General features: G+C 59.4%; 15 protein-coding genes, 1 tRNA gene and 1 pseudogene. 5 read left to right on the top strand and 12 right to left on the bottom strand.

The features are described from left to right. Window positions 1-11 precede the first annotated feature (11 nt). Window positions 12-87 (bottom strand) — tRNA-Val (locus tag NA637_RS16200). 215 nt (window positions 88-302) lie between these two features. On the opposite strand from NA637_RS16200, the gene rdgC reads away from it, so the two are divergent. The 3 genes and pseudogenes from rdgC to NA637_RS16185 all read left to right on the top strand — a co-directional run. Then, the gene (gene rdgC, locus NA637_RS16195; RefSeq protein ID WP_256073361.1) at window positions 303-1,223 is read left to right on the top strand and encodes a recombination-associated protein RdgC; all 921 of its coding nucleotides are present in this window, start codon (window positions 303-305) and stop codon (window positions 1,221-1,223) included. A gap of 61 nt (window positions 1,224-1,284) precedes the next feature. Beyond that, complete coding sequence (locus NA637_RS16190; protein WP_256073360.1) at window positions 1,285-2,229, top strand: bile acid:sodium symporter family protein; 945 nt, start codon at window positions 1,285-1,287, stop codon at window positions 2,227-2,229. Between the two features lie 189 nt (window positions 2,230-2,418). After that, window positions 2,419-2,649, top strand: a pseudogene (locus tag NA637_RS16185) (DMT family transporter); the annotation flags it as partial. Window positions 2,650-2,718: 69 nt separating this feature from the next. On the opposite strand, the gene malK reads toward NA637_RS16185, so the two are convergent. The 4 genes from malK to NA637_RS16165 all read right to left on the bottom strand — a co-directional run bounded on the left by malK (window position 2,719) and on the right by NA637_RS16165 (window position 7,323). Next, window positions 2,719-3,834, bottom strand: coding sequence for a maltose/maltodextrin ABC transporter ATP-binding protein MalK (gene malK, locus NA637_RS16180; protein ID WP_256073359.1), 1,116 nt, complete (start codon window positions 3,832-3,834; stop codon window positions 2,719-2,721). 105 nt (window positions 3,835-3,939) lie between these two features. After that, window positions 3,940-5,559 (bottom strand): alpha-glucosidase, encoded by a 1,620-nt coding sequence (locus NA637_RS16175; protein ID WP_256073358.1) that lies wholly within the window; start codon window positions 5,557-5,559, stop codon window positions 3,940-3,942. Between the two features lie 165 nt (window positions 5,560-5,724). Further along, window positions 5,725-6,003: a hypothetical protein gene (locus NA637_RS16170; protein WP_256073357.1), complete on the bottom strand. Its 279-nt coding sequence runs from the start codon at window positions 6,001-6,003 to the stop codon at window positions 5,725-5,727. A gap of 252 nt (window positions 6,004-6,255) precedes the next feature. Beyond that, window positions 6,256-7,323, bottom strand: coding sequence for a hypothetical protein (locus tag NA637_RS16165; protein ID WP_256073356.1), 1,068 nt, complete (start codon window positions 7,321-7,323; stop codon window positions 6,256-6,258). Between the two features lie 295 nt (window positions 7,324-7,618). On the opposite strand from NA637_RS16165, the gene NA637_RS16160 reads away from it, so the two are divergent. Then, on the top strand, window positions 7,619-7,867 hold the full coding sequence (locus tag NA637_RS16160; protein ID WP_256073355.1) for a hypothetical protein: 249 nt from the start codon (window positions 7,619-7,621) through the stop codon (window positions 7,865-7,867). Here the strand turns inward: NA637_RS16160 and katG are convergent. Next, window positions 7,859-10,090, bottom strand: coding sequence for a catalase/peroxidase HPI (katG, locus tag NA637_RS16155; protein ID WP_256073354.1), 2,232 nt, complete (start codon window positions 10,088-10,090; stop codon window positions 7,859-7,861). The two genes, NA637_RS16160 and katG, sit on opposite strands and share 9 nt — an antisense overlap. Before the next feature lie 376 nt (window positions 10,091-10,466). Here katG and NA637_RS16150 point away from each other — a divergent pair, with 376 nt between their 5' ends. Continuing rightward, window positions 10,467-10,958, top strand: a complete 492-nt coding sequence (locus NA637_RS16150) for an RNA methyltransferase (RefSeq protein ID WP_256073353.1) — start codon at window positions 10,467-10,469, stop codon at window positions 10,956-10,958. 86 nt (window positions 10,959-11,044) lie between these two features. Here NA637_RS16150 and NA637_RS16145 read toward each other — a convergent pair whose 3' ends face one another. From NA637_RS16145 to NA637_RS16115, 6 genes are all read right to left on the bottom strand, one after another. Then, the gene (locus tag NA637_RS16145; RefSeq protein WP_256073352.1) at window positions 11,045-11,173 is read right to left on the bottom strand and encodes a hypothetical protein; all 129 of its coding nucleotides are present in this window, start codon (window positions 11,171-11,173) and stop codon (window positions 11,045-11,047) included. Window positions 11,174-11,670: 497 nt separating this feature from the next. Continuing rightward, window positions 11,671-12,924, bottom strand: coding sequence for a CaiB/BaiF CoA transferase family protein (locus NA637_RS16135; RefSeq protein ID WP_256073351.1), 1,254 nt, complete (start codon window positions 12,922-12,924; stop codon window positions 11,671-11,673). A gap of 631 nt (window positions 12,925-13,555) precedes the next feature. Next, the gene (locus NA637_RS16130) at window positions 13,556-14,986 is read right to left on the bottom strand and encodes an NAD-dependent succinate-semialdehyde dehydrogenase (protein ID WP_256073350.1); all 1,431 of its coding nucleotides are present in this window, start codon (window positions 14,984-14,986) and stop codon (window positions 13,556-13,558) included. A 193-nt stretch (window positions 14,987-15,179) separates the two neighbouring features. Continuing rightward, on the bottom strand, window positions 15,180-15,308 hold the full coding sequence (locus NA637_RS16125; RefSeq protein WP_256073349.1) for a hypothetical protein: 129 nt from the start codon (window positions 15,306-15,308) through the stop codon (window positions 15,180-15,182). Between the two features lie 464 nt (window positions 15,309-15,772). Next, window positions 15,773-16,528, bottom strand: a complete 756-nt coding sequence (locus tag NA637_RS16120; protein ID WP_256073348.1) for a glucose 1-dehydrogenase — start codon at window positions 16,526-16,528, stop codon at window positions 15,773-15,775. A 99-nt stretch (window positions 16,529-16,627) separates the two neighbouring features. Further along, window positions 16,628-18,262: a flavin-containing monooxygenase gene (locus tag NA637_RS16115; protein WP_256073347.1), complete on the bottom strand. Its 1,635-nt coding sequence runs from the start codon at window positions 18,260-18,262 to the stop codon at window positions 16,628-16,630. Window positions 18,263-18,307 lie beyond the last annotated feature (45 nt).

The following is an 18,307-nucleotide window of genomic DNA, read 5'->3' as shown; positions in this document are numbered from 1 at the left end:
TAAACCTCGAGTGGTGGGTGATGACGGGATCGAACCGCCGACCCTCTGCTTGTAAGGCAGATGCTCTCCCAGCTGAGCTAATCACCCGTTTGCTCTCGAAGTGGGGCGCATTCTAGAGAGGGATCTGGACCTTGGCAACCCCCTTTTGAAAAAAAAATTGAAGAACTTACAAAGACTTAGGAAAACCCCTGTTTAAGGCCCGTTTTTGTGGTTTCCATCGACATTGCCCTTGCGCAGGGTTGGCCTACGTTCGCCGGAGGGGAATAATGCGCGCTTTGCTTTTACCGGAGTTTCAAATCGCCATGTGGTTTCGCAACCTGCTCGTCTACCGTCTCACCCAGAATGTCCCTTTCGATGTCGAGACACTTGAAGCTGCATTGGCCGCCAAGCCCGCGCGCCCCTGCGCCAGCCAGGAACTGAGCACCTACGGCTTCGTCGCCCCCTTTGGCAAAGGCGAAGATGCGCCGCTGGTGCATGCCAGCCAGAGCTTCCTGCTGATCGCCACGCGCAAGGAAGAGCGCATCCTGCCCGGCAGCGTGGTCAAGGACGCACTGAAGGAAAAGGTCGACGAGATCGAAAACGAGCAGATGCGCAAGGTCTACAAGAAAGAGCGCGAGCAGTTGAAGGACGACATCATCCAGGCCTTCCTGCCGCGCGCCTTCATCCGCAAGTCCGGCACCTTCGCCGCCATCGCGCCGGAACAAGGCTTGATTTTGGTCGACGCTTCCAGCCCCAAGCGCGCCGAAGACCTTCTTTCCACGCTGCGTGAAGCCATTGGTTCGCTACCGGTTCGCCCGCTGACCGTGAAAATTGCCCCTACGGCCGCCATGACCGACTGGGTCAAGACGCAAAAAGCCGCGGACGACTTCTTCGTCCTCGACGAGTGCGAGCTGCGCGACACCCATGAAGACGGCGGCGTCGTGCGCTGCAAGCGCCAGGACCTGACCAGCGACGAAATCCAGCAGCATCTGGAAGTCGGCAAGCAGGTCACTCAACTGTCGCTGGGTTGGCAGGACAAGCTGTCCTTCGTGCTTGATGACAAGCTGGTGATCAAGCGCCTGCGCTTCGAAGAGCTGTTGCAGGACCAGGCCGAACAGGACGGAGGTGATGACGACCTCGGCCAGCAGGACGCCAGCTTCCTGCTGATGATGCTGACCTTCAAAGAGTTTCTTCCCGCACTGCTCGAAGCCCTGGGTGGAGAGGAGATCCCGCAAGGCATCTAAACTGCCTCAGCGCCGGCAGTTAATGCTGACGGCGCCCTTCCACAACTACAAGGTAAGCCCGATGCGCGCCCTCGCCTCCCTCAGTCGCTTTGTCGGCAATACCTTCGCCCTCTGGGTCCTGCTGTTCGCCGTTCTCGCTTTCTTCCAGCCCAGCTGGTTCCTGCCCGCCACCGCCTGGATCGTGCCACTGCTGGGGCTGATCATGTTCGGCATGGGCCTGACGCTGAAAGCCGCCGATTTCGCTGAAGTTGCCCGACGCCCACTCTGGGTCGCGCTGGGTGTCGGCGCGCAATTTCTGATCATGCCTGCTCTCGCCTGGGCACTCTGCACATTGCTGGGCTTGCCGGCGGAAATCGCTGTCGGGGTGATTCTCGTCGGTTGCTGTCCGGGCGGTACCGCCTCGAACGTGATCGCCTGGTTTTCCCGTGGTGACGTCGCGCTGTCAGTCGCGATCACCGCCGTGACCACGCTGCTCGCCCCGTTGGTAACGCCTGCTTTGATCTGGCTGCTGGCTTCGGCCTGGCTGCCGGTCAACGTTGGCGCGCTGTTCATGTCCATCGTGCAGATTGTTCTACTGCCTATTGCCCTCGGCCTGATCGCACGCCGTTGGCTGGGCAACCGGGTGCATCAGGTTGTCGATATCCTGCCGCTGGTTTCGGTAGTCAGCATCGTGATCATCGTCGCCGCCGTGGTTGCCGCCAGCCAGGCGAAGATCGCCGAGTCTGGTCTGTTGATCATGGCGGTTGTGGTGCTGCACAACAGCCTTGGCCTCGGCATCGGCTACCTGGTCGGACGACTGTTCGGCCTGCCACTGGCGCAGCGCAAGACCCTTTCGATCGAAGTGGGCATGCAGAACTCTGGCCTCGGCGCAGCTCTGGCCAGTGCGCACTTCTCACCACTTGCGGCGGTGCCCAGCGCGCTGTTCAGTGTCTGGCACAACCTGTCCGGTGCGCTGCTGGCGACACTCTATCGGAGGATGAAAGACAACGGCCCGGACGCGCGCTGACGCGGTCACCGGCCCGGCGGCTCTTGCCCGGACCGGCTCGCTGGAGACAATAGCGCCCGCTGAGGACAACTTCGGGCTGTACCCACTCACCGGGGACGGCCCTGCCTGATTACCATCCTGTCGAGGTGCGTATGTCCCGGATCATTCTGTTTTTTTGCCGGTCTGTTGGAGATTGGCTGAGCCGTTGGGCTGAAGCTCACCGAGGGGTCCACCCGTCCCACAGTGCTTACTGTCGCAGCGATGGCCGCCAGCCTGGACCTGCTGGGGCTTGCCATGCGGGAATTGCCGCTGAGCACCGCCTACGCCGCCTGGACTGGAGCAGCTGCAGTGGGAACAGTGATCGCCGGCATCATCTTGTTCGGCGAGTCGATGAGCCGGTTTCGCCTCGGCAGCGTGCTGTTGATCCGCACCGGACTGCTTGTCATTGAAGCCATCATGACAGCTGGCCGAACGCCAGCCGCCATGGTGCGATCCGCTAAATCAGCGCGCTCAGCCGAACAGCGCCGGCTCCCGATAGTGCCGGGAGCAAGCCTGACCATCGGCGCGGAACAGGTGGCATTTGTTGGCCAACAGCCCCGTTGCGTAGACCTGGCCCACCGCCACGCGGCGGTTACCGTCACTGGCAACCGCCACCATTTCGTCCACGCCTTCGAAGTTCAGGTGCAGCAGATTGTGATCGCCGAGGCGCTCGGCCACTGCAATTTCGCCATGGAAGACGAAATCAGCCTGCTCGGGGTCGACGAAATGCTCTGGCCGAACGCCCAGGGTCAGGGCATCGCCTGGGGCAGCCTGACTGCCATCGACGGGTAGCCGCAACGCGTTGCCCCCTGGCATCGAGACCTCCACCGACTCCGCATCGGCGCATATCAGCTTTACCGGCAGGAAATTCATCTGCGGTGAACCGATGAAGCCCGCCACGAACTGGTTCTTCGGGTAGTGATACAGCTCCAGCGGCGGCCCGACCTGAGCGATGCGGCCGGCGTTGAGCACGACGATCTTGTCCGCCAGCGTCATGGCTTCGACCTGATCGTGGGTGACGTAGATCATCGTGGACTGCAGTCGCTGATGCAGCCGCGAAATCTCGATACGCATCTGCACGCGCAGGAAGGCGTCGAGGTTCGACAACGGCTCGTCGAACAGGAAGACTTTGGGCTCACGCACCATGGTTCGCCCGATCGCCACACGCTGTCGCTGGCCACCGGAAAGATCCTTGGGCTTGCGGTCGAGCATCTGATCGAGCTGGAGAATCTTCGCCACCGAATCGACGCGGCGACCAATCTCGCCCTTTTCGACCTTGGCCAGCTTCAAACCGAACGCCATGTTTTCCGCAACATTCATATGCGGGTAGAGCGCATAGGACTGGAACACCATGCCCACTGAACGATCCAGGGGTGGCAGTTCATTGACCCGCTCGCCGTCGATGCGCAGCTCCCCGTCCGTGATGTCTTCCAACCCGGCAATCAGTCGCAACAGTGTCGACTTGCCACAACCGGACGGGCCCACGAACACCACAAATTCGCCGTCAGCAATATCCAGATCGATACCGCGGATGATAGGGACGTCATCGAAGCTCTTGCAGATATTCCGCAGGGTTACGCTGGCCATTATTGTTGTTCTCCTTCAAACAGCCGCCACGACGCATCGCGGCAAGCAAAACGGGCGGCAGCAACCCGGTCAAAACGGACCAGACGCCCGTCTCAACCGGCTCGCTCAGCCAAGCCGGCGCGCAAATCCGAATCCATGCGCCGGCAAGTGTACGCCGTGCCCCTCGAAAACGACTGATGCCGAGGGCACATCGAGCCCTTCGACCGGAGCCGACAGATCAAAGTGCCGTGCGCTATCGCCCATATTGAACAGACATACCCAAACCTCATCGTCCAGGCGGCGCTCGTACACCAGCAGCGCATCGTCATGGTAAACGGTGCGCATGCTGCCTTCGATCAACAAGCGCTGGTCCTGACGCCATGCAAGAAACCGGCGATAGATGTTGAGCATTGAACTCGGGCCCTGCTCCTGGGCGGCCACTGACATCGGCAAGTGACGATCGGCCAGCGGCAGCCAGGGCTGCTCCCCACTGAAGCCGCCATGCAGGTCCTGATCATGCCAGGGCATCGGCGTGCGGCAACCGTCGCGCCCTTTGAATTCCGGCCAGAAGCGAATGCCGTACGGATCGACCAGCTGCTCGAACTGCAGCTCGGCCTCATCCAGCCCCAGCTCCTCGCCCTGATAAAGGCACACGCTGCCGCGCATGCTCAGTAGCATCGCCATGAACATGCGGCCGCGCGCCAGATCGGGCTGATTGGCGAGCGCCCAGCGGCTCATGACCCGCACGACATCATGGTTGCCGATGGACCAACACGGCCAGCCGTCTACCAACTCGCGCTCCGTGCAGTCGATGGTGTGCCGCAGAAAACCCGGGCTGCACTGTTCGGTCAGCAGATCGAAGGAGTACGCCATGTGCAGCGTGTCGCTGCCTGCCGTGTAAGCAGCCATGGTGCTCAACGAATGGTCGCAGCCGATTTCGGCCACCGTGGCGCTGCCCGGATAGCGTTCCAGCAACTGGCGAATACGCCGCAGGAAGTCGAGGTTTTCCGGCTGGGTCTTGTCGTACACGTGCTTCTGGAAGGCGTAAGGGTTGTCGGCACGGACGCCGATGCTGCCTTCGCGGATGTCATGGTTCGGCGGGTTGTCGCGCAGTTCGTGGTCATGGAAATAGAAGTTCGCGGCATCCAGACGGAAGCCGTCGACGCCGAATTTCAACCAGAACTCCATGTCATCAAGCAGTTGTTGCTGCACCGCTTCGCAATGGAAGTTGAGGTCCGGCTGGCTGGAGAGGAAGTTGTGCAGGTAGTACTGCTTGCGGCGGCTGTCCCAGGTCCAGGCGGCGCCGCCGAAGACAGACAGCCAATTGTTGGGCACGGTGCCGTCGTCTTTCGGATCGGCCCAGACGTACCAGTCGGCTTTGTCGTTGTCGCGGCTCGAGCGGCTTTCCTTGAACCAGGCGTGCTGATCGGACGAGTGATTGAGTACCTGATCGATCAGGATGCGAATGCCACGCGCATGAGCAACGTCGATGACCTGCTTGAAGTCTTCCAGCGTGCCGAACAGCGGATCTACGCCGCGGTAATCGGACACGTCATAGCCGAAGTCCTTCATGGGTGAGGTGAAGAACGGCGACAGCCAGATGGCATCGACATTGAGACTGGCGATGTAGTCGATCTTCTCGACTACACCGAGCAAATCGCCGACTCCGTCGCCGTTGCTGTCGAAAAAGCTGCGCGGGTAAACCTGATATATGACGCCGCCGCGCCACCAGTCATTGCGATTCATACAATCAACCTTCGATGTTTGGGGAACACGCCGCCACTCTAGGTGCGTCGTCCCGCCGCAACATCCTCCCGGCAGCGCAATACCGAGGCGTATGGCTCGGGCGTAGAGGCGGCCTGAGCGGGGGGCGTAGAGCGGGCTGCCGGAAATCGTATATCGCCGCCCCTGTCATTCGTCATAAAAATGTCGACAAACAATCGACTCGATATTTGTCTGCCTCAGCGGCAGACAGGATCGATTCCGTTTCAGGACTGATGCACAGTAGCCGCCCAGCCAGGAGCAACACGGATCCAACATCCATGCAGAGATGAAAAGTGCCAGTGCAAGCCCTTCGCAGCCGCCATCATCGCGATTCTGGCCACTCAGGCTCATGCCCAAGCCAACCGCGCAGAACAGAATCGGTCCGGTGCCGACAACTTTGTCGAAGCGACCCAGACTGGCGGACAACAGATATTTTTGCTTTGGACGCTTGGATAGTTCAGCGCTAACCGGCTGCTTAGAGCCGAAGTGGCGCGATTGCAATCCGGACCCGCAGTATCGCTGCATCCTCTACGAGGACCATGCGCTGACGCTGTCGGCACAGAAGCTCCACACTGGCACACCAAACCGCGCCGACGGTAGCCACAACCTTTCGGGCGCCAAAGCACAAAGCCCGGCATTTGCCGGGCTTTGTGTCACTGCACCTGCTTGCCGTGAGGCTTACTGCTGAGTGACGGTGGCCATGTTGGCCGAGCCAGTCTGAATGATCGAAGCGTAATCGTTCATACCGGACTGATTGGCGACAGCCATGTTGCCCATTCCGCTTTGAGCGATATAGGCATCGTTGGCAAGGCCAGATTGGGTAATGTAGGCTTCGTTCAGTTGGCCGTCCTGCTCAACTTCTGCATAGTTGTCGCTTCCCGTTTGGTCGGCACGGACGTAGTTATCCTCACCAGTCTGGAGGATGTCCGCAGTTGCCAGATCGCCTTGGGTAACAAGGAGCTCGTTGCCTGTTCCGAACTGCTCCGCAAGGACAATGCCGGTGTCTTTCTGGCTGACAGTGGCAATGTTTTCGTCGCCGTTCTGAAATACTTCAGACGAGTTGCCATCGCCATATTGGCCAACGTTAGCGCTGTTGCCGTTACCGACTTGGGCGATGAAGGACCAGTTTGCATTGCCGCCCTGGCTCAGGGTGGCATCGTTGCGCATGCCCTCCTGATTCACCGCCGAGAGGTGGTTACCGCCACCGCCATGGGTGACCTGGGCGTTGTTTTCTTCGCCGGCTTGGTAGACCAAGGATGTGTTTCCAGTGGCAACCTGCAGAATCTCGGCCTGGTTCTCAACGCCAGCTTGAACGACCACGGAAGCAGAGTTAACGCTGTTTTGAGTGACAATAGCCTGGTTCATATCGCCCGACTGATAGACAGCGGAATTGTTTTCGGAGCCAGATTGGCCGGTCGTGCCGATGTTCCCTTCGCCATCCTGGAAAACCAGAGCGAACTGGGTGCTGCCCTCCTGAGTCACGGTAACCTCTTGGTTGTTACCATCCTGGTTGATGTAGGCTCGGCTATCTGCGGCCATGGCACTGGCAGAAGCGGCAGAGATAAGGAGGGCGAGCAGGGTCTTTTTGTTAAACATGTTGTAGCTCCATTCGAGGAAATAGTGGTTCACATCCTGTCCCCACGACCAATCCGCCGAGGATCGGGGAATACGGACCGGTTGCGGCACGGCACCGGTAAGATAGCCGGCGGTTTGTCCACCAACCATAAACCGAACGGTTGAATTCATCAGCACAGGGCCCTGCCTCCAGTAGACAATTCAGCGGCCCCTTTCATTTATTTGCGCCGGAAATAGCCATAGGCCAGAGTGCCTAGCTGACTGAGTGAAATGCAGTGGTCAACAAGTTCGGACGCTGCGACAGGTTGTGTCGCCTGGTGCCGCTCGAAATCTGCGCCGGCCAACCTGCCGGTCAGCCGCACCTCCGAAGTGACGGTGAGCATGGATAGCAGTCTGTCCGAGTCAACCAAGGCGATCGAGCGGGCCGGAGAGGTCGAGGGAGCTTTCGGGAATATCGAGGGGTGCCGTGCAGATGATTCGCGACATGACCGCGCAGATCGCTACCGCCATCGAGGAGCACCTGGTGACGGAAGAGATCAACCGACACGTAGTCGTCATCAACGACGCGGTCCGTCATGTGTCGGGACAGGCAACGGAAGTCGAGAGCAGCGCGAACTCAGCAGCGCACCCAAGCCAAGCAGTTGGTGGGTCGCTTGCGTACCGAGTAGCGCTTCAGACGGCGCCCGTGAAGGCGCCGTCGAAAGGCTTAGGCTGAGAGCTTCTGGCTGAAGTTATCGGCAGGTTTGCCAATGTCGAGCCGGTCCGCGTTCATCACCTTGTCCCAGGCTTTGACGAAGTCCTGCACGAACTTCTCGTTGCCGTCTGCCATGCCGTAAACCTCGGCCTGTGCACGCAGCTCCGATTGCGCGCCGAAGATCAGGTCCACGCGGGTGGCGGTCCAGGTAGGCTGGCGGGTCTTGCGGTCGAGCCCCTGGTAGCGGTTCTTGTGCTCGGTCGCGACCCACTCGTTCTGCATGCCCAGCAGGTTGACGAAGAAGTCATTGGACAGTGTGCCCACGCGGTTGGTGAACACGCCCTCCTGGCCGCCGTCCGCATTGGTGCCCAGTACCCGCATGCCGCCCACCAGCACGGTCATTTCCGGCGCGCTGAGACGAAGCAGGTGCGCCTTGTCGACCAGCGCTTCCTCGGGCGCCATGAAGTGCGACTCGTGGTAGTAGTTGCGGAAGCCATCGGCGACCGGGCGTAGCGCTTCGAAGGATTGCGCATCGGTCCACTCTTCCGAGGCATCCATCCGACCCGGTGTAAACGGCACGGTGACGTTCACACCGCCATCCTGAGCCGCTTTTTCGATCGCGGCGCAGCCGGCCAGCACGATCAGGTCGGCCATGGAGACCTTCTTGCCACCGGTTGCCGACGCGTTGAACTCGGCCTGGACCTCGGCCAGTTTTTCCAGCACACGAGCCAGCAGGGCCGGGTTGTTGGTTTCCCAATCCTTCTGCGGTGCGAAGCGGATACGCGCGCCATTGGCGCCGCCGCGCTTGTCCGAGCCGCGATAGGTCGATGCCGAAGCCCAGGCCACCGACACCAGCTCAGACACGGAAAAGCCCAATCCCAGAATCCTCTGCTTAAGCGCAGCGATATCGGCTTCATCGATCAGCGGATCGTCACACTCGGGAATCGGGTCCTGCCAGATTTGCGTTTCCCGCGGCACCAGCGGGCCGAGGTAGCGGCCAATAGGCCCCATGTCGCGGTGGGTCAGCTTGAACCAGGCCTTGGCGAACGCATCGGCGAATTCCTCCGGGTTCTCCAAGAAGTGCCGCGAGATCGGTTCGTAGATTGGATCGAAGCGCAGTGCCAGGTCGGAGGTGAGCATGGTCGGCTTGCGCTTCTTGTTCGGGTCGAACGGGTCCGGCATGACCTCCGGAGCATCCTTCGCGACCCACTGGTGCGCGCCGGCCGGGCTCTTGGTCAGCTCCCATTCGAAGTTGAACAGGTTTTCGAAGAAGTAGTTGGACCACTGGGTCGGCGTCTGGCTCCAGATGACTTCGAGGCCGGAGGTGATGGCGTCTGCGCCCGCTCCGGTCTGGAACCGACTACGCCAGCCCAGGCCCTGATCTTCGATCACGGCGCCTTCCGGGTCCGGCCCCAGCAGCGAGGGGTCGCCCGCACCGTGGGTCTTGCCGAAGGTGTGACCACCGGCGATCAGCGCGACGGTTTCGTAATCGTTCATCGCCATGCGGGCGAAGGTTTCACGAATGTCGATCGCTGAGGCTTTCGGGTCCGGGTTGCCATTCGGGCCTTCCGGGTTCACGTAGATCAGGCCCATCTGTACGGCGCCGAGACCCGGGTGCAACTGGCGCTCGCCGCTGTAGCGCTCGTCGCCCAGCCAGGTGCCTTCAGGCCCCCAGAAGAGCTCTTCCGGCTCCCAGGTGTCGGCACGGCCGCCGGCGAAGCCAAAGGTTTTGAAGCCCATGGACTCCAGCGCCACGTTGCCGGTGAGCACGTAGAGGTCGGCCCATGAGAGGTTGCGCCCGTACTTCTGCTTGATCGGCCACAGCAGGCGCCGGGCCTTGTCCAGCGAAGCGTTGTCGGGCCAACTGTTGAGCGGGGCGAAGCGCTGCTGGCCGCCGCCGGCGCCGCCGCGGCCATCGGTGATGCGGTAGGTGCCGGCGCTGTGCCAGGCGAGCCGGATGAACAGGCCGCCGTAGTGGCCGAAGTCCGCCGGCCACCAATCCTGAGAATCAGTCATCAGGGCGTGCAGGTCGGCGATCACCGCAGCGAGATCGAGTGAACTGAACGCGGCCGCATAGTCGAAATCGCCACCGTATGGATTGGAGCGTGGCGAGTGCTGATTGAGTGAAGTGAGACTCAGCGCCTCAGGCCACCAGTCTCGATTGGTTGGGCGTTTGCGAGGCGCACCTGCACCGTGACCGAACGGGCAGCCGCCATCAGTGTTTTCTCCAGACTCAGCGTTCATGTTCTGCTCCTTAGGGTTGTCGTTGGCGCGTTGACGCGCCCCTGAATAGAACCTAGCAAACAGTCCCAGGCAGCCTGAACGACATATTTGACGGATTATTTGTCACTATAATCTTCTAAAAGATTTAAAAATGCTGCTATCAAGCGACCTCATGGTGCTTCGAAGCATGCAGAGCGCTGAACAGCAAATTTGCCTATCATCGCGATAGGTTCGCACTCTGTGTCATTGCGGGTAAGCGTAAATCCTGCATTTTTTTTTGCGGTTTGCGCCAAGCTGCGCGCAAACAAACTCATCCCTTGATCGCAGCAGGCGACTCGAGCCGACCTCCAACGAGCTGTCCCGTATACTTGCGCGTTTCCGGCGCGAGGCTTCCCCTGTGAGCAACAAACGATATGCCTGCATCGGCCTGAGCAATCCGAAATCACCCACCAACGTGGGGGCGGTCATGCGTGCGGCGGGCTGCTATGGCGCCGCTTCAGTGTTCTACACCGGGACCCGCTATGACCGCGCCAGGGATTTCGTCACCGACACCAAGAAAGTCCATCAGGACATCCCGCTGATCAACATCGATGACCTGCGCAAGATCCTGCCACTCGGTTGCGTGCCGGTCGCGGTGGAACTGGTCGAAGGTGCGCGCCCTCTTCCCGAGTACACACATCCAGATCGCGCGTTGTACATCTTCGGGGCAGAAGATGGCTCGCTGAGCCAGGAGATCCGGGACTGGTGCGAAGACGTGGTCTACATCCCCACCAGCGGTTGCATGAATTTGGCGGCAACGGTCAACGTGGTGCTCTACGACCGCCTGGCCAAGGGCAATAACACCCGCTCGGGCCCCGGGTTTGGACGTCAAGTACAACAAACCACCTAATCGAATGCTAGTGGCCTGTCTGGGCGAGCCATAGACGCAGTAACCGGTGGGTGAACCGGCAGGCCTCAAGGATAAGCCGAGCCAAGTCACGTCGGCTTCATCATTACCAGAATGAAACCGGCGACGATGCCGGCCACGGCGATTGCCCAGCCGATCCGATGCGCACGGTTTTTTTCGGCTTGCCGAACAGGGTCTATTGGCTTTTTCTCTTTCACGATCTACCTGCTTTTAAAAATACGACTGCTGACTAGCACTATGCGCTACCGAGTTCGAGGTGCGTCTTTTTAGGCTGGGCCGATCGAATTGTCCAGTACGCTGCCTGGCGAAGGGCCCTCTGCAACCAATGGAACAGGTGCCGCCGGTTACTCGAGGGGGCTTTCTCCAGCATTCGGCTCGTCTTTGGGTCGGGCATGTCATTGGTCCTGATCTGTTGCGTGAAAGATTGAACAGCTCAGTCGTTCGAACGTTCAGCCGTCCCACCTTTACTCAGTTGAGGCGCCGAGGGGCAGCAGCTCATCGAGCCGGCTGTTGGGCCAGGTAGGCAGTTTTCCAGGGTGTCCTGAGCCAGGCGGCAGGCTCGATGCCGTTCAGTCTGGTGGTGGCCAGCAGGCTCTGGATGGCGCCGGCGCGGCGGCCGGTGCACGGGCAATGGCCAGGCCCCTACCGGGGGACGAGCGCTGCGCCGCTGCGCGGCCCGCAGGCGCCGCGCGCCTCAACCGCTGCGCGGGGCTGTGGCGGCCGCCAGCACGCCGCGCGCCACTAGTGCCGCCAACTCGTCCGCGTCCAGTCCGAGTGTTTCCCTCAGCACTTCGAGGGTGTCCTGTGCAAAGCGCGGCGGCGCCTGCCGGTAACTCGCCGGCGTTCGCGACAGCCGCGCCGGGTAGCCGATCACCGTCACCGGCGTGCCGTCGTCGCGCTGCAGCGTCTGCAACAGCTCCCGGGCCTGCACCTGCGGATCCGCCAACGTCTGATCGAGACGGTTGATCGGCCCGCCCGGCACGCCTTCGCGAGCCATGGCCGCCAGCAGCTCGGCGGCTGGCCAGCGGGCGATGGCGTGGGCCAGCTCCAGCTCCAGCTTGCGACGGTTCGCGCTGCGCCCGGCATTGCTGGCATAACGCGGGTCTGCGGCCAGCTCCTGGCGATCGAGCAGGCGACACAACGCGCGGAACTGCCCGTCGCTGCCGCAGGCCACCAGGATGTAGTCGTCGGCGGCGGCGAAGTCGCGGTACGGCACCACGTTCGGGTGGGCGTTGCCCAGCCGGCGGGGCACCTGGCCGCCGATCAGGTAGTTCATTGCTTGATTGGCCAGTAGGGCGACCTGGCTGTCGAGCAGCGCGCAGTCGATGTGCTGCCCTTCCCCGCTGGCGTGCCGGTGGTGCAGCGCGGCGAGGATCGACACCGCGGCGTACAGCCCGCAGAACAGGTCGCTGGCCGGAATGCCGACCTTCATCGGCCCGCCGCCGGACTCCTCGTCCGGCCGCCCGGTAACGCTCATCAGGCCGCTCATGCCCTGCACCAGGAAGTCGTAGCCGCCGCGCCCGGCGTAGGGGCCGGTCTGGCCGAAGCCGGTGATCGAGCAATACACCAGCCGCGGGTTGAGCGCCTGCAGGCTGGCGTAGTCCAGCCCGTAGCGGGCCAGGGTGCCGACCTTGAAGTTCTCCACCAGCACGTCCGCCTGGGCCGCCAGCCGGAGGAGGATGTTGGCGCCTTCCGGCTGGGCGAAATCCACCGCGATCGCCCGCTTGTTGCGGTTGGTGCAGAAGTAGTAGGCGGCGTCCCAGGGACCTTCGCCCCGCTCGAGGAACGGCGGACCCCAGCGGCGGGTGTCGTCGCCTCCCGAGGGGCTTTCCACCTTGATCACCTGGGCGCCCAGGTCGCCGAGCATCTGCGTCGCCCAGGGACCGGCGAGCACCCGCGACAGGTCGAGCACGCGCAGGCCGTCCAGCGCGGTGGGATGAACGTTCATGCAGCCTTCCTTCATCGATTCAATAATTCGCAAAAGCATGCCCACGGAGGGCGTATTCGCAAAGCAATACATCAAAAAGTACGTGCACACCCGGCGGCGGCGCCCAGGGGCCGACGGGCACCCGCTACAGGTCAAGCACGCGCAGTCCGTCCAGCGTGGTGAGATGGGCGTTCATGCAGCCTTCCTTTCAATTCACAATGACTGGCCACCGGTCCCCGGTAGCGGATGAAAGCGATCAGACTGATCACCGCCGCGCCGCTGAAAACGGAATCTGCCGAAAAGGCGCCAGCCGAAGACAGGATGTAAAACACACTCGATGCCAAGCATAATGACGCGAGCGCGAGGTGACGGCGAAAATCAAACCGTCTGAAACTGAGTTTCCTAGACTGCAGGACTGGGATTTCTATACACCTCAATCGCCTCCATCCGGGCGGAACGACCAGGTCATGGTCTCTAAGACAACTAGGGAAGTGGGGAGGGTGTGGCATAATTTTTAATGCATTCGTCCGGTACATGTGCGAAGGAGACATCTGGAACCTAATTTTTACTGTACTTGTTCATCCTCACTAGACAAGGGCGAACAGCATTGATGTTGGTTTCTGCAGACTTTCCGAACCGCTCGGTGTTTTCATCATGATTCCTGTGCGGTGACCAGAAATGGAGTTAGATAGGCATTTATGCCTTCCATTCCCCCTTCCGACCCCATTCCGCTTTCAAGCACACCGCCGAAAGGCGTCTCGGGCATCGCCAAGGCAAAATGATTGACGCCCAGCATCCCAGCCTTAATGCCCGAAATAATGCGATGCCGCGTCCGGGAACACTCCGTAAAGGCATATGAAGCGAGCCCGACTGGCAGCCGGTTCGCCTCAGCCAGGGCTGCGTCAATATTGTCGACCTTCATCACCAGCGCCAGCGGGCCGAAGGGCTCTTCGTTCATGGCACGCATCTCTACAGTCATATCCGCAAGGACGGTAGGAGAAAAGAACCAGCCGTGATTGCCGATTCGCTTCCCGCCAGCAACGACACGACCGCCCTTGCCGACAGCGTCGTCGTAAAGTGCACACACCTTCGTCAGCTGTGCCGCGGTTGCCAATGGCCCCATGACGGTGTTCGGATTCGCCCCATTACCTACGACAATTTTCTCAGCCGCCTCCGCCATACCAGCAACAAAGTCGTCATAAAGTGGTGCCTCGACCAAAAAGCGAGTCGGCGAAACGCATACCTGCCCCGCGTTCCGGAATTTCCATTCTGCCGCCAATGGAATCAGTCGGGATAGATCGGCATCGCGAGCAATGATCACCGGCGCATGACCGCCCAACTCCATAGTGACTTTCTTGAGCTCTCTGCCGGCGGCGCTAGCGATCAAGCGGCCAACGCGGATGGAGCCGGTCAGGGAAACCTTGCGGATTTCAGGAGCTTCAATTAGCGCATCGGAAATTTCAGCTGGGTCGCCCCAAATTAATCCAATAGCCTTGGGCGGCAATCCCGCGGCAAGCAGCGCTCGACAGATGCGCCACGCTGTCATGGGCGTTTCTTCAGCAGGTTTCAAAACCACGGAGCAGCCAGCCGCCAACGCCGGAGCGAGCTTCTGCATCGGCGTAAAAGCGGGGAAATTCCATGGAGTAAAGGCCGCTACCGGCCCGATGGGTCGCTGATGCACGGCACATGTCATATTGGCCGACCGCGCCGGAATAAGGCGACCGTAGGTACGACGCCCCTCTTCGGCAAACCATTCGAGACTCTCGGCAGAAATCATCCATTCACCCCGCGCCTGCCTCAAGGGCTTACCCTGCTCGCGAGTCATATCAGCGGCGGCGGCATCCGCTTCTTCCCGCATGATCGCGGCGGCGGCGCGAAGGATCCTGCTTCGTTCAAAAGGCGAAACCGCGGACCATTCAATAAAGCCTTCCGCAGCAAGTTGCGCGGCATCAATCGCCTCAGCCCGGCCCGCTTTTGGAATTTGGGCAATAACGGTTTCGGTCGCCGGATCCATTAATGGCAAGGTGCCCAGGGTTCCCATGTCCCGAGACTCTCCGTTCAGAATAAAAGTAGGTCGAGTCATTATCTTTTCCTCACTTGTTTAGTTGTGACAAGCGAATTGCTCGGTCCCTGATAAGCCATTGTATTAGTTGGAATGTACTTTCCTCACCCAGCGCAGCATCAGACCGACGACAAGCCAGCTCGTCAACACCCGAGAGAATGCAGTGGCCGGACGGTCGAATGGCGATGCGGAATATAGGCCCCGCGTTGATATATTATGGATAAACAATGAAATCTTTGTCCCGCTCCGGGTCGCCGGCTTCGAGCCCCGCCGCGATGATGCGTCCCATGGGTTCGTGGCCCATCACAACAGGCAGCTTTAAGCCACGGTCAGCAAACTTCATCGTCTGACCATGGCCCAGCTTATAAGCATCCCTCCCGGATATGGTGATCGCTGTGACAAACCACCATTGGCAGTTACGCGCAACAAAATTTCGGAGCCAGTAACTATTGGATCGGAACGAGCTTCCGATACCAGCGGTTTGCCGAACTCGATTAGGGATAAGCACTTCATTGTCGTCTCCTCAGATTTCAGTTTCCGCAACGAACTTATGGATTAGATAGGCTTCCAGCCCCTCATCCCGCCTTCATGCCCGAAACCCGACTGTCGACGCCCGCCGAGCGCGTAATCCGGGTGACACGTGATCATTTTCACGCTCCCTTAAATACTTTTTTTGCAAGAATCATCCCCAATAAATCCAGGTCGGTACGGTTCTGGTAGAACGCCTAAAGTGCGCACCGACTCGGATTTTCGCTGGCGGTCACGATTAAACGGGTTTCTGGGCTGCTCCGTTCGGCGCCAGACAGCTCAATTGCAAGTGTAACCGCCGTCTACCACGACCTCCGAGCCATGTATAAAGGACGATTCATCGGATGCCAGGAACAGTACAGCCTTTGATACCTCCTCAGGCCGACCCGGTCGGCTGAACAGGGTAGGGCCCATCAGCGCACCCCGCGTTTCGGCATCGCCGCGCAGCAGATCCTGGGTCATTGGCGTATCGATAACACCGGGATGGATTGAATTAACGCGAATGCCATATTGAACCAGATCGACGGCGCAGGATTTCGTCATAAGACGCACCGCGCCCTTGCTGGCTATGTAGGCGCCGGCCGACGGTGCACCGACGATCCCGTAGATCGATGAAATATTGACGATGGACCCACCCCCACTTTCCTTCATCAAAGGCACGCAGGCGCGGATACCCAGGTAGACACCCTTGACATTGACATTGAAAACTTTGTCCCATTCAGCAGGCTCGGTCTCATGTGCCGGCTTCATGATCAGGATGCCGGCGTTGTTGACAAGAATATCGAGCCGGCCCACCTCTTTCCTAACGGTTGCGACGACCGCATTCCAGTCTGCTTCGCTCGCTGCATCATGTTTGATGAATTTGGCTTGCCCTCCGCTGCTCCGAATGCCTTCGACTGTTGCATTGCCACCGGCTTCGTCGATGTCGGTAACAAATACGATGGCGCCTTCAGCTGCCAATAATTCGCTGTGGGCCTTGCCCATTCCCAACGCACCTCCGGTGATAATGGCCGCTTTTCCCGATATCCTATTCATTCTTACGCCTCCCTCAGTATTTGAATGTTAGACCCGTACGCACCCTATTGTTACTTTAATAAATAGGGTAATCCCCCGGCTTTGCCGGAATATATTTAATCATTCTCTCGAAATTGACTGGGCTCGTTCTGAATAGAACGTCGAATAACCGGAGTCTGCAACCTCCTTTAGGGCATTCCGGTAGTTCTCCAGACCGCCTAAATAGAAGCGAACAGCGTTTTTCTTGCCTGGGATGTTTGCTCCGAAAATCCACGAATCCGCTTTCGGAAAGAGTGTCATGTCGGCGATGGACCGGCATGTATGCAGCCATTCCTCCTCGGCATCTGCCTTGGGATAAAGGGCCACGATGTCATTCTCGACGGCGTATTTGATGATGTCCGATATCCACTCGACCTGTGTCTCGATTGATGGTGGCAGGTTGGTAAAGGGACCATTCGGACCCAGGATCATGAAGAAATTCGGAAATCCACTTTCAGAAAGCCCCAAATAGCCGCCAGGTCCATCTTTCCAGCGTTCCGCCAGCGTTTCGCCGCTGCGGCCGCGAATGTCCATTTTCATGTAGTGGCCTTCGACAGCATCAAAGCCAGTCGCCAGGATCAAAACATCGAGGTCGCATACCGTGCCATCCGCAAGATGCACGCTGCCTTCGGTAATTTCCACGATCGGATTCTGCTTAACATTGAGCAAAGAGACATTGTCACTGTTATAAACCTCATAATAGTGATGTGCACATAACGGCCGCTTCGCATAAAGATCCTTCGGTACCAGCAGTTCGGCGGTTTTGGGATCCTTTACTAACTGCCTGATTTTCTTAATTATAAATTCCTGGGCAGCTTTGTTGGCGGCTTCGTTCGTCGCAATGTCGCCAAAGGTGCCGAACATGAAACGAAAGCCGCCGCCTTCGTCCCAAGCCTCCTGGAAGATGCGATCACGCTCTTCTTCAGACACCGACATAGCGGGTATCGTCGATTCCACGAAACCGAAGCCTACCGCTGAGTTGAACACTCGATCCCAGATGGCATCGTAGCTTTTCTTGATTTCGGCGATCTCTTCGGCTGATTGCGGGCGCTTTCCGACAGGAACGTTGTACTGCGGCGTGCGCTGGAATACTGTCAAATGTTTGGCTATAGGGGCAACAGCGGTGATCACCTGCTGGCCAGTCGAGCCGGTGCCGATCACGCCCACACGCTTGCCCTGTAGCTCGATCCCTACAGGCCATTGTCCAGTGTGGATGATCTGACCTTTGAAGTCATTGATCCCCTTGATGTCAGGAATATTGACAGCCGAAAGAAGCCCAAGCGCACACACGATGTACTTAGCTGTGACTTTCTCGCCCTTGTCGGTTGAGATCGTCCACAGACACGTGCTCTCATCATATTGCGCCGCAGTAACCCTCGTTTCGAATTTATAACTGCGGCGCAGATCGTGTTTGTCGGCAAACCTTCCAAGGTAATTTAGTATTTCCGGTTGGGTGAGGTAAGTATTCTCCCAGGTGCTTTCCTGCAGCAACTCCTTGTCGAAAGAGTAGCGGTAGACGTGGCTGGGGGTGTCAGATAGCGCGCCGGGGTAGCGATTCCAGTACCATGTGCCGCCCACATCGGAGGCGTTGTCATAGGCCTGAACATTCAACTTCAGATCATCTCGCAATTTCTTAACTTGGTAGAGACCACCGAAACCTGCGCCAATCACAACGGCATCGACCATGGTGCCAGGCGCTTCTGTGATATACGTCATAATTTCCTCCCAATCCTTAACGGCTCCACTAGATATGGCGCCAGC

It is taken from the genome of Stutzerimonas stutzeri (genome assembly GCF_024448935.1).
Lineage (GTDB): Bacteria > Pseudomonadota > Gammaproteobacteria > Pseudomonadales > Pseudomonadaceae > Stutzerimonas > Stutzerimonas stutzeri_AO.
Note: the sequence above shows the minus strand (reverse complement) of the source record. Positions and strands in the feature narration are given on the sequence as shown.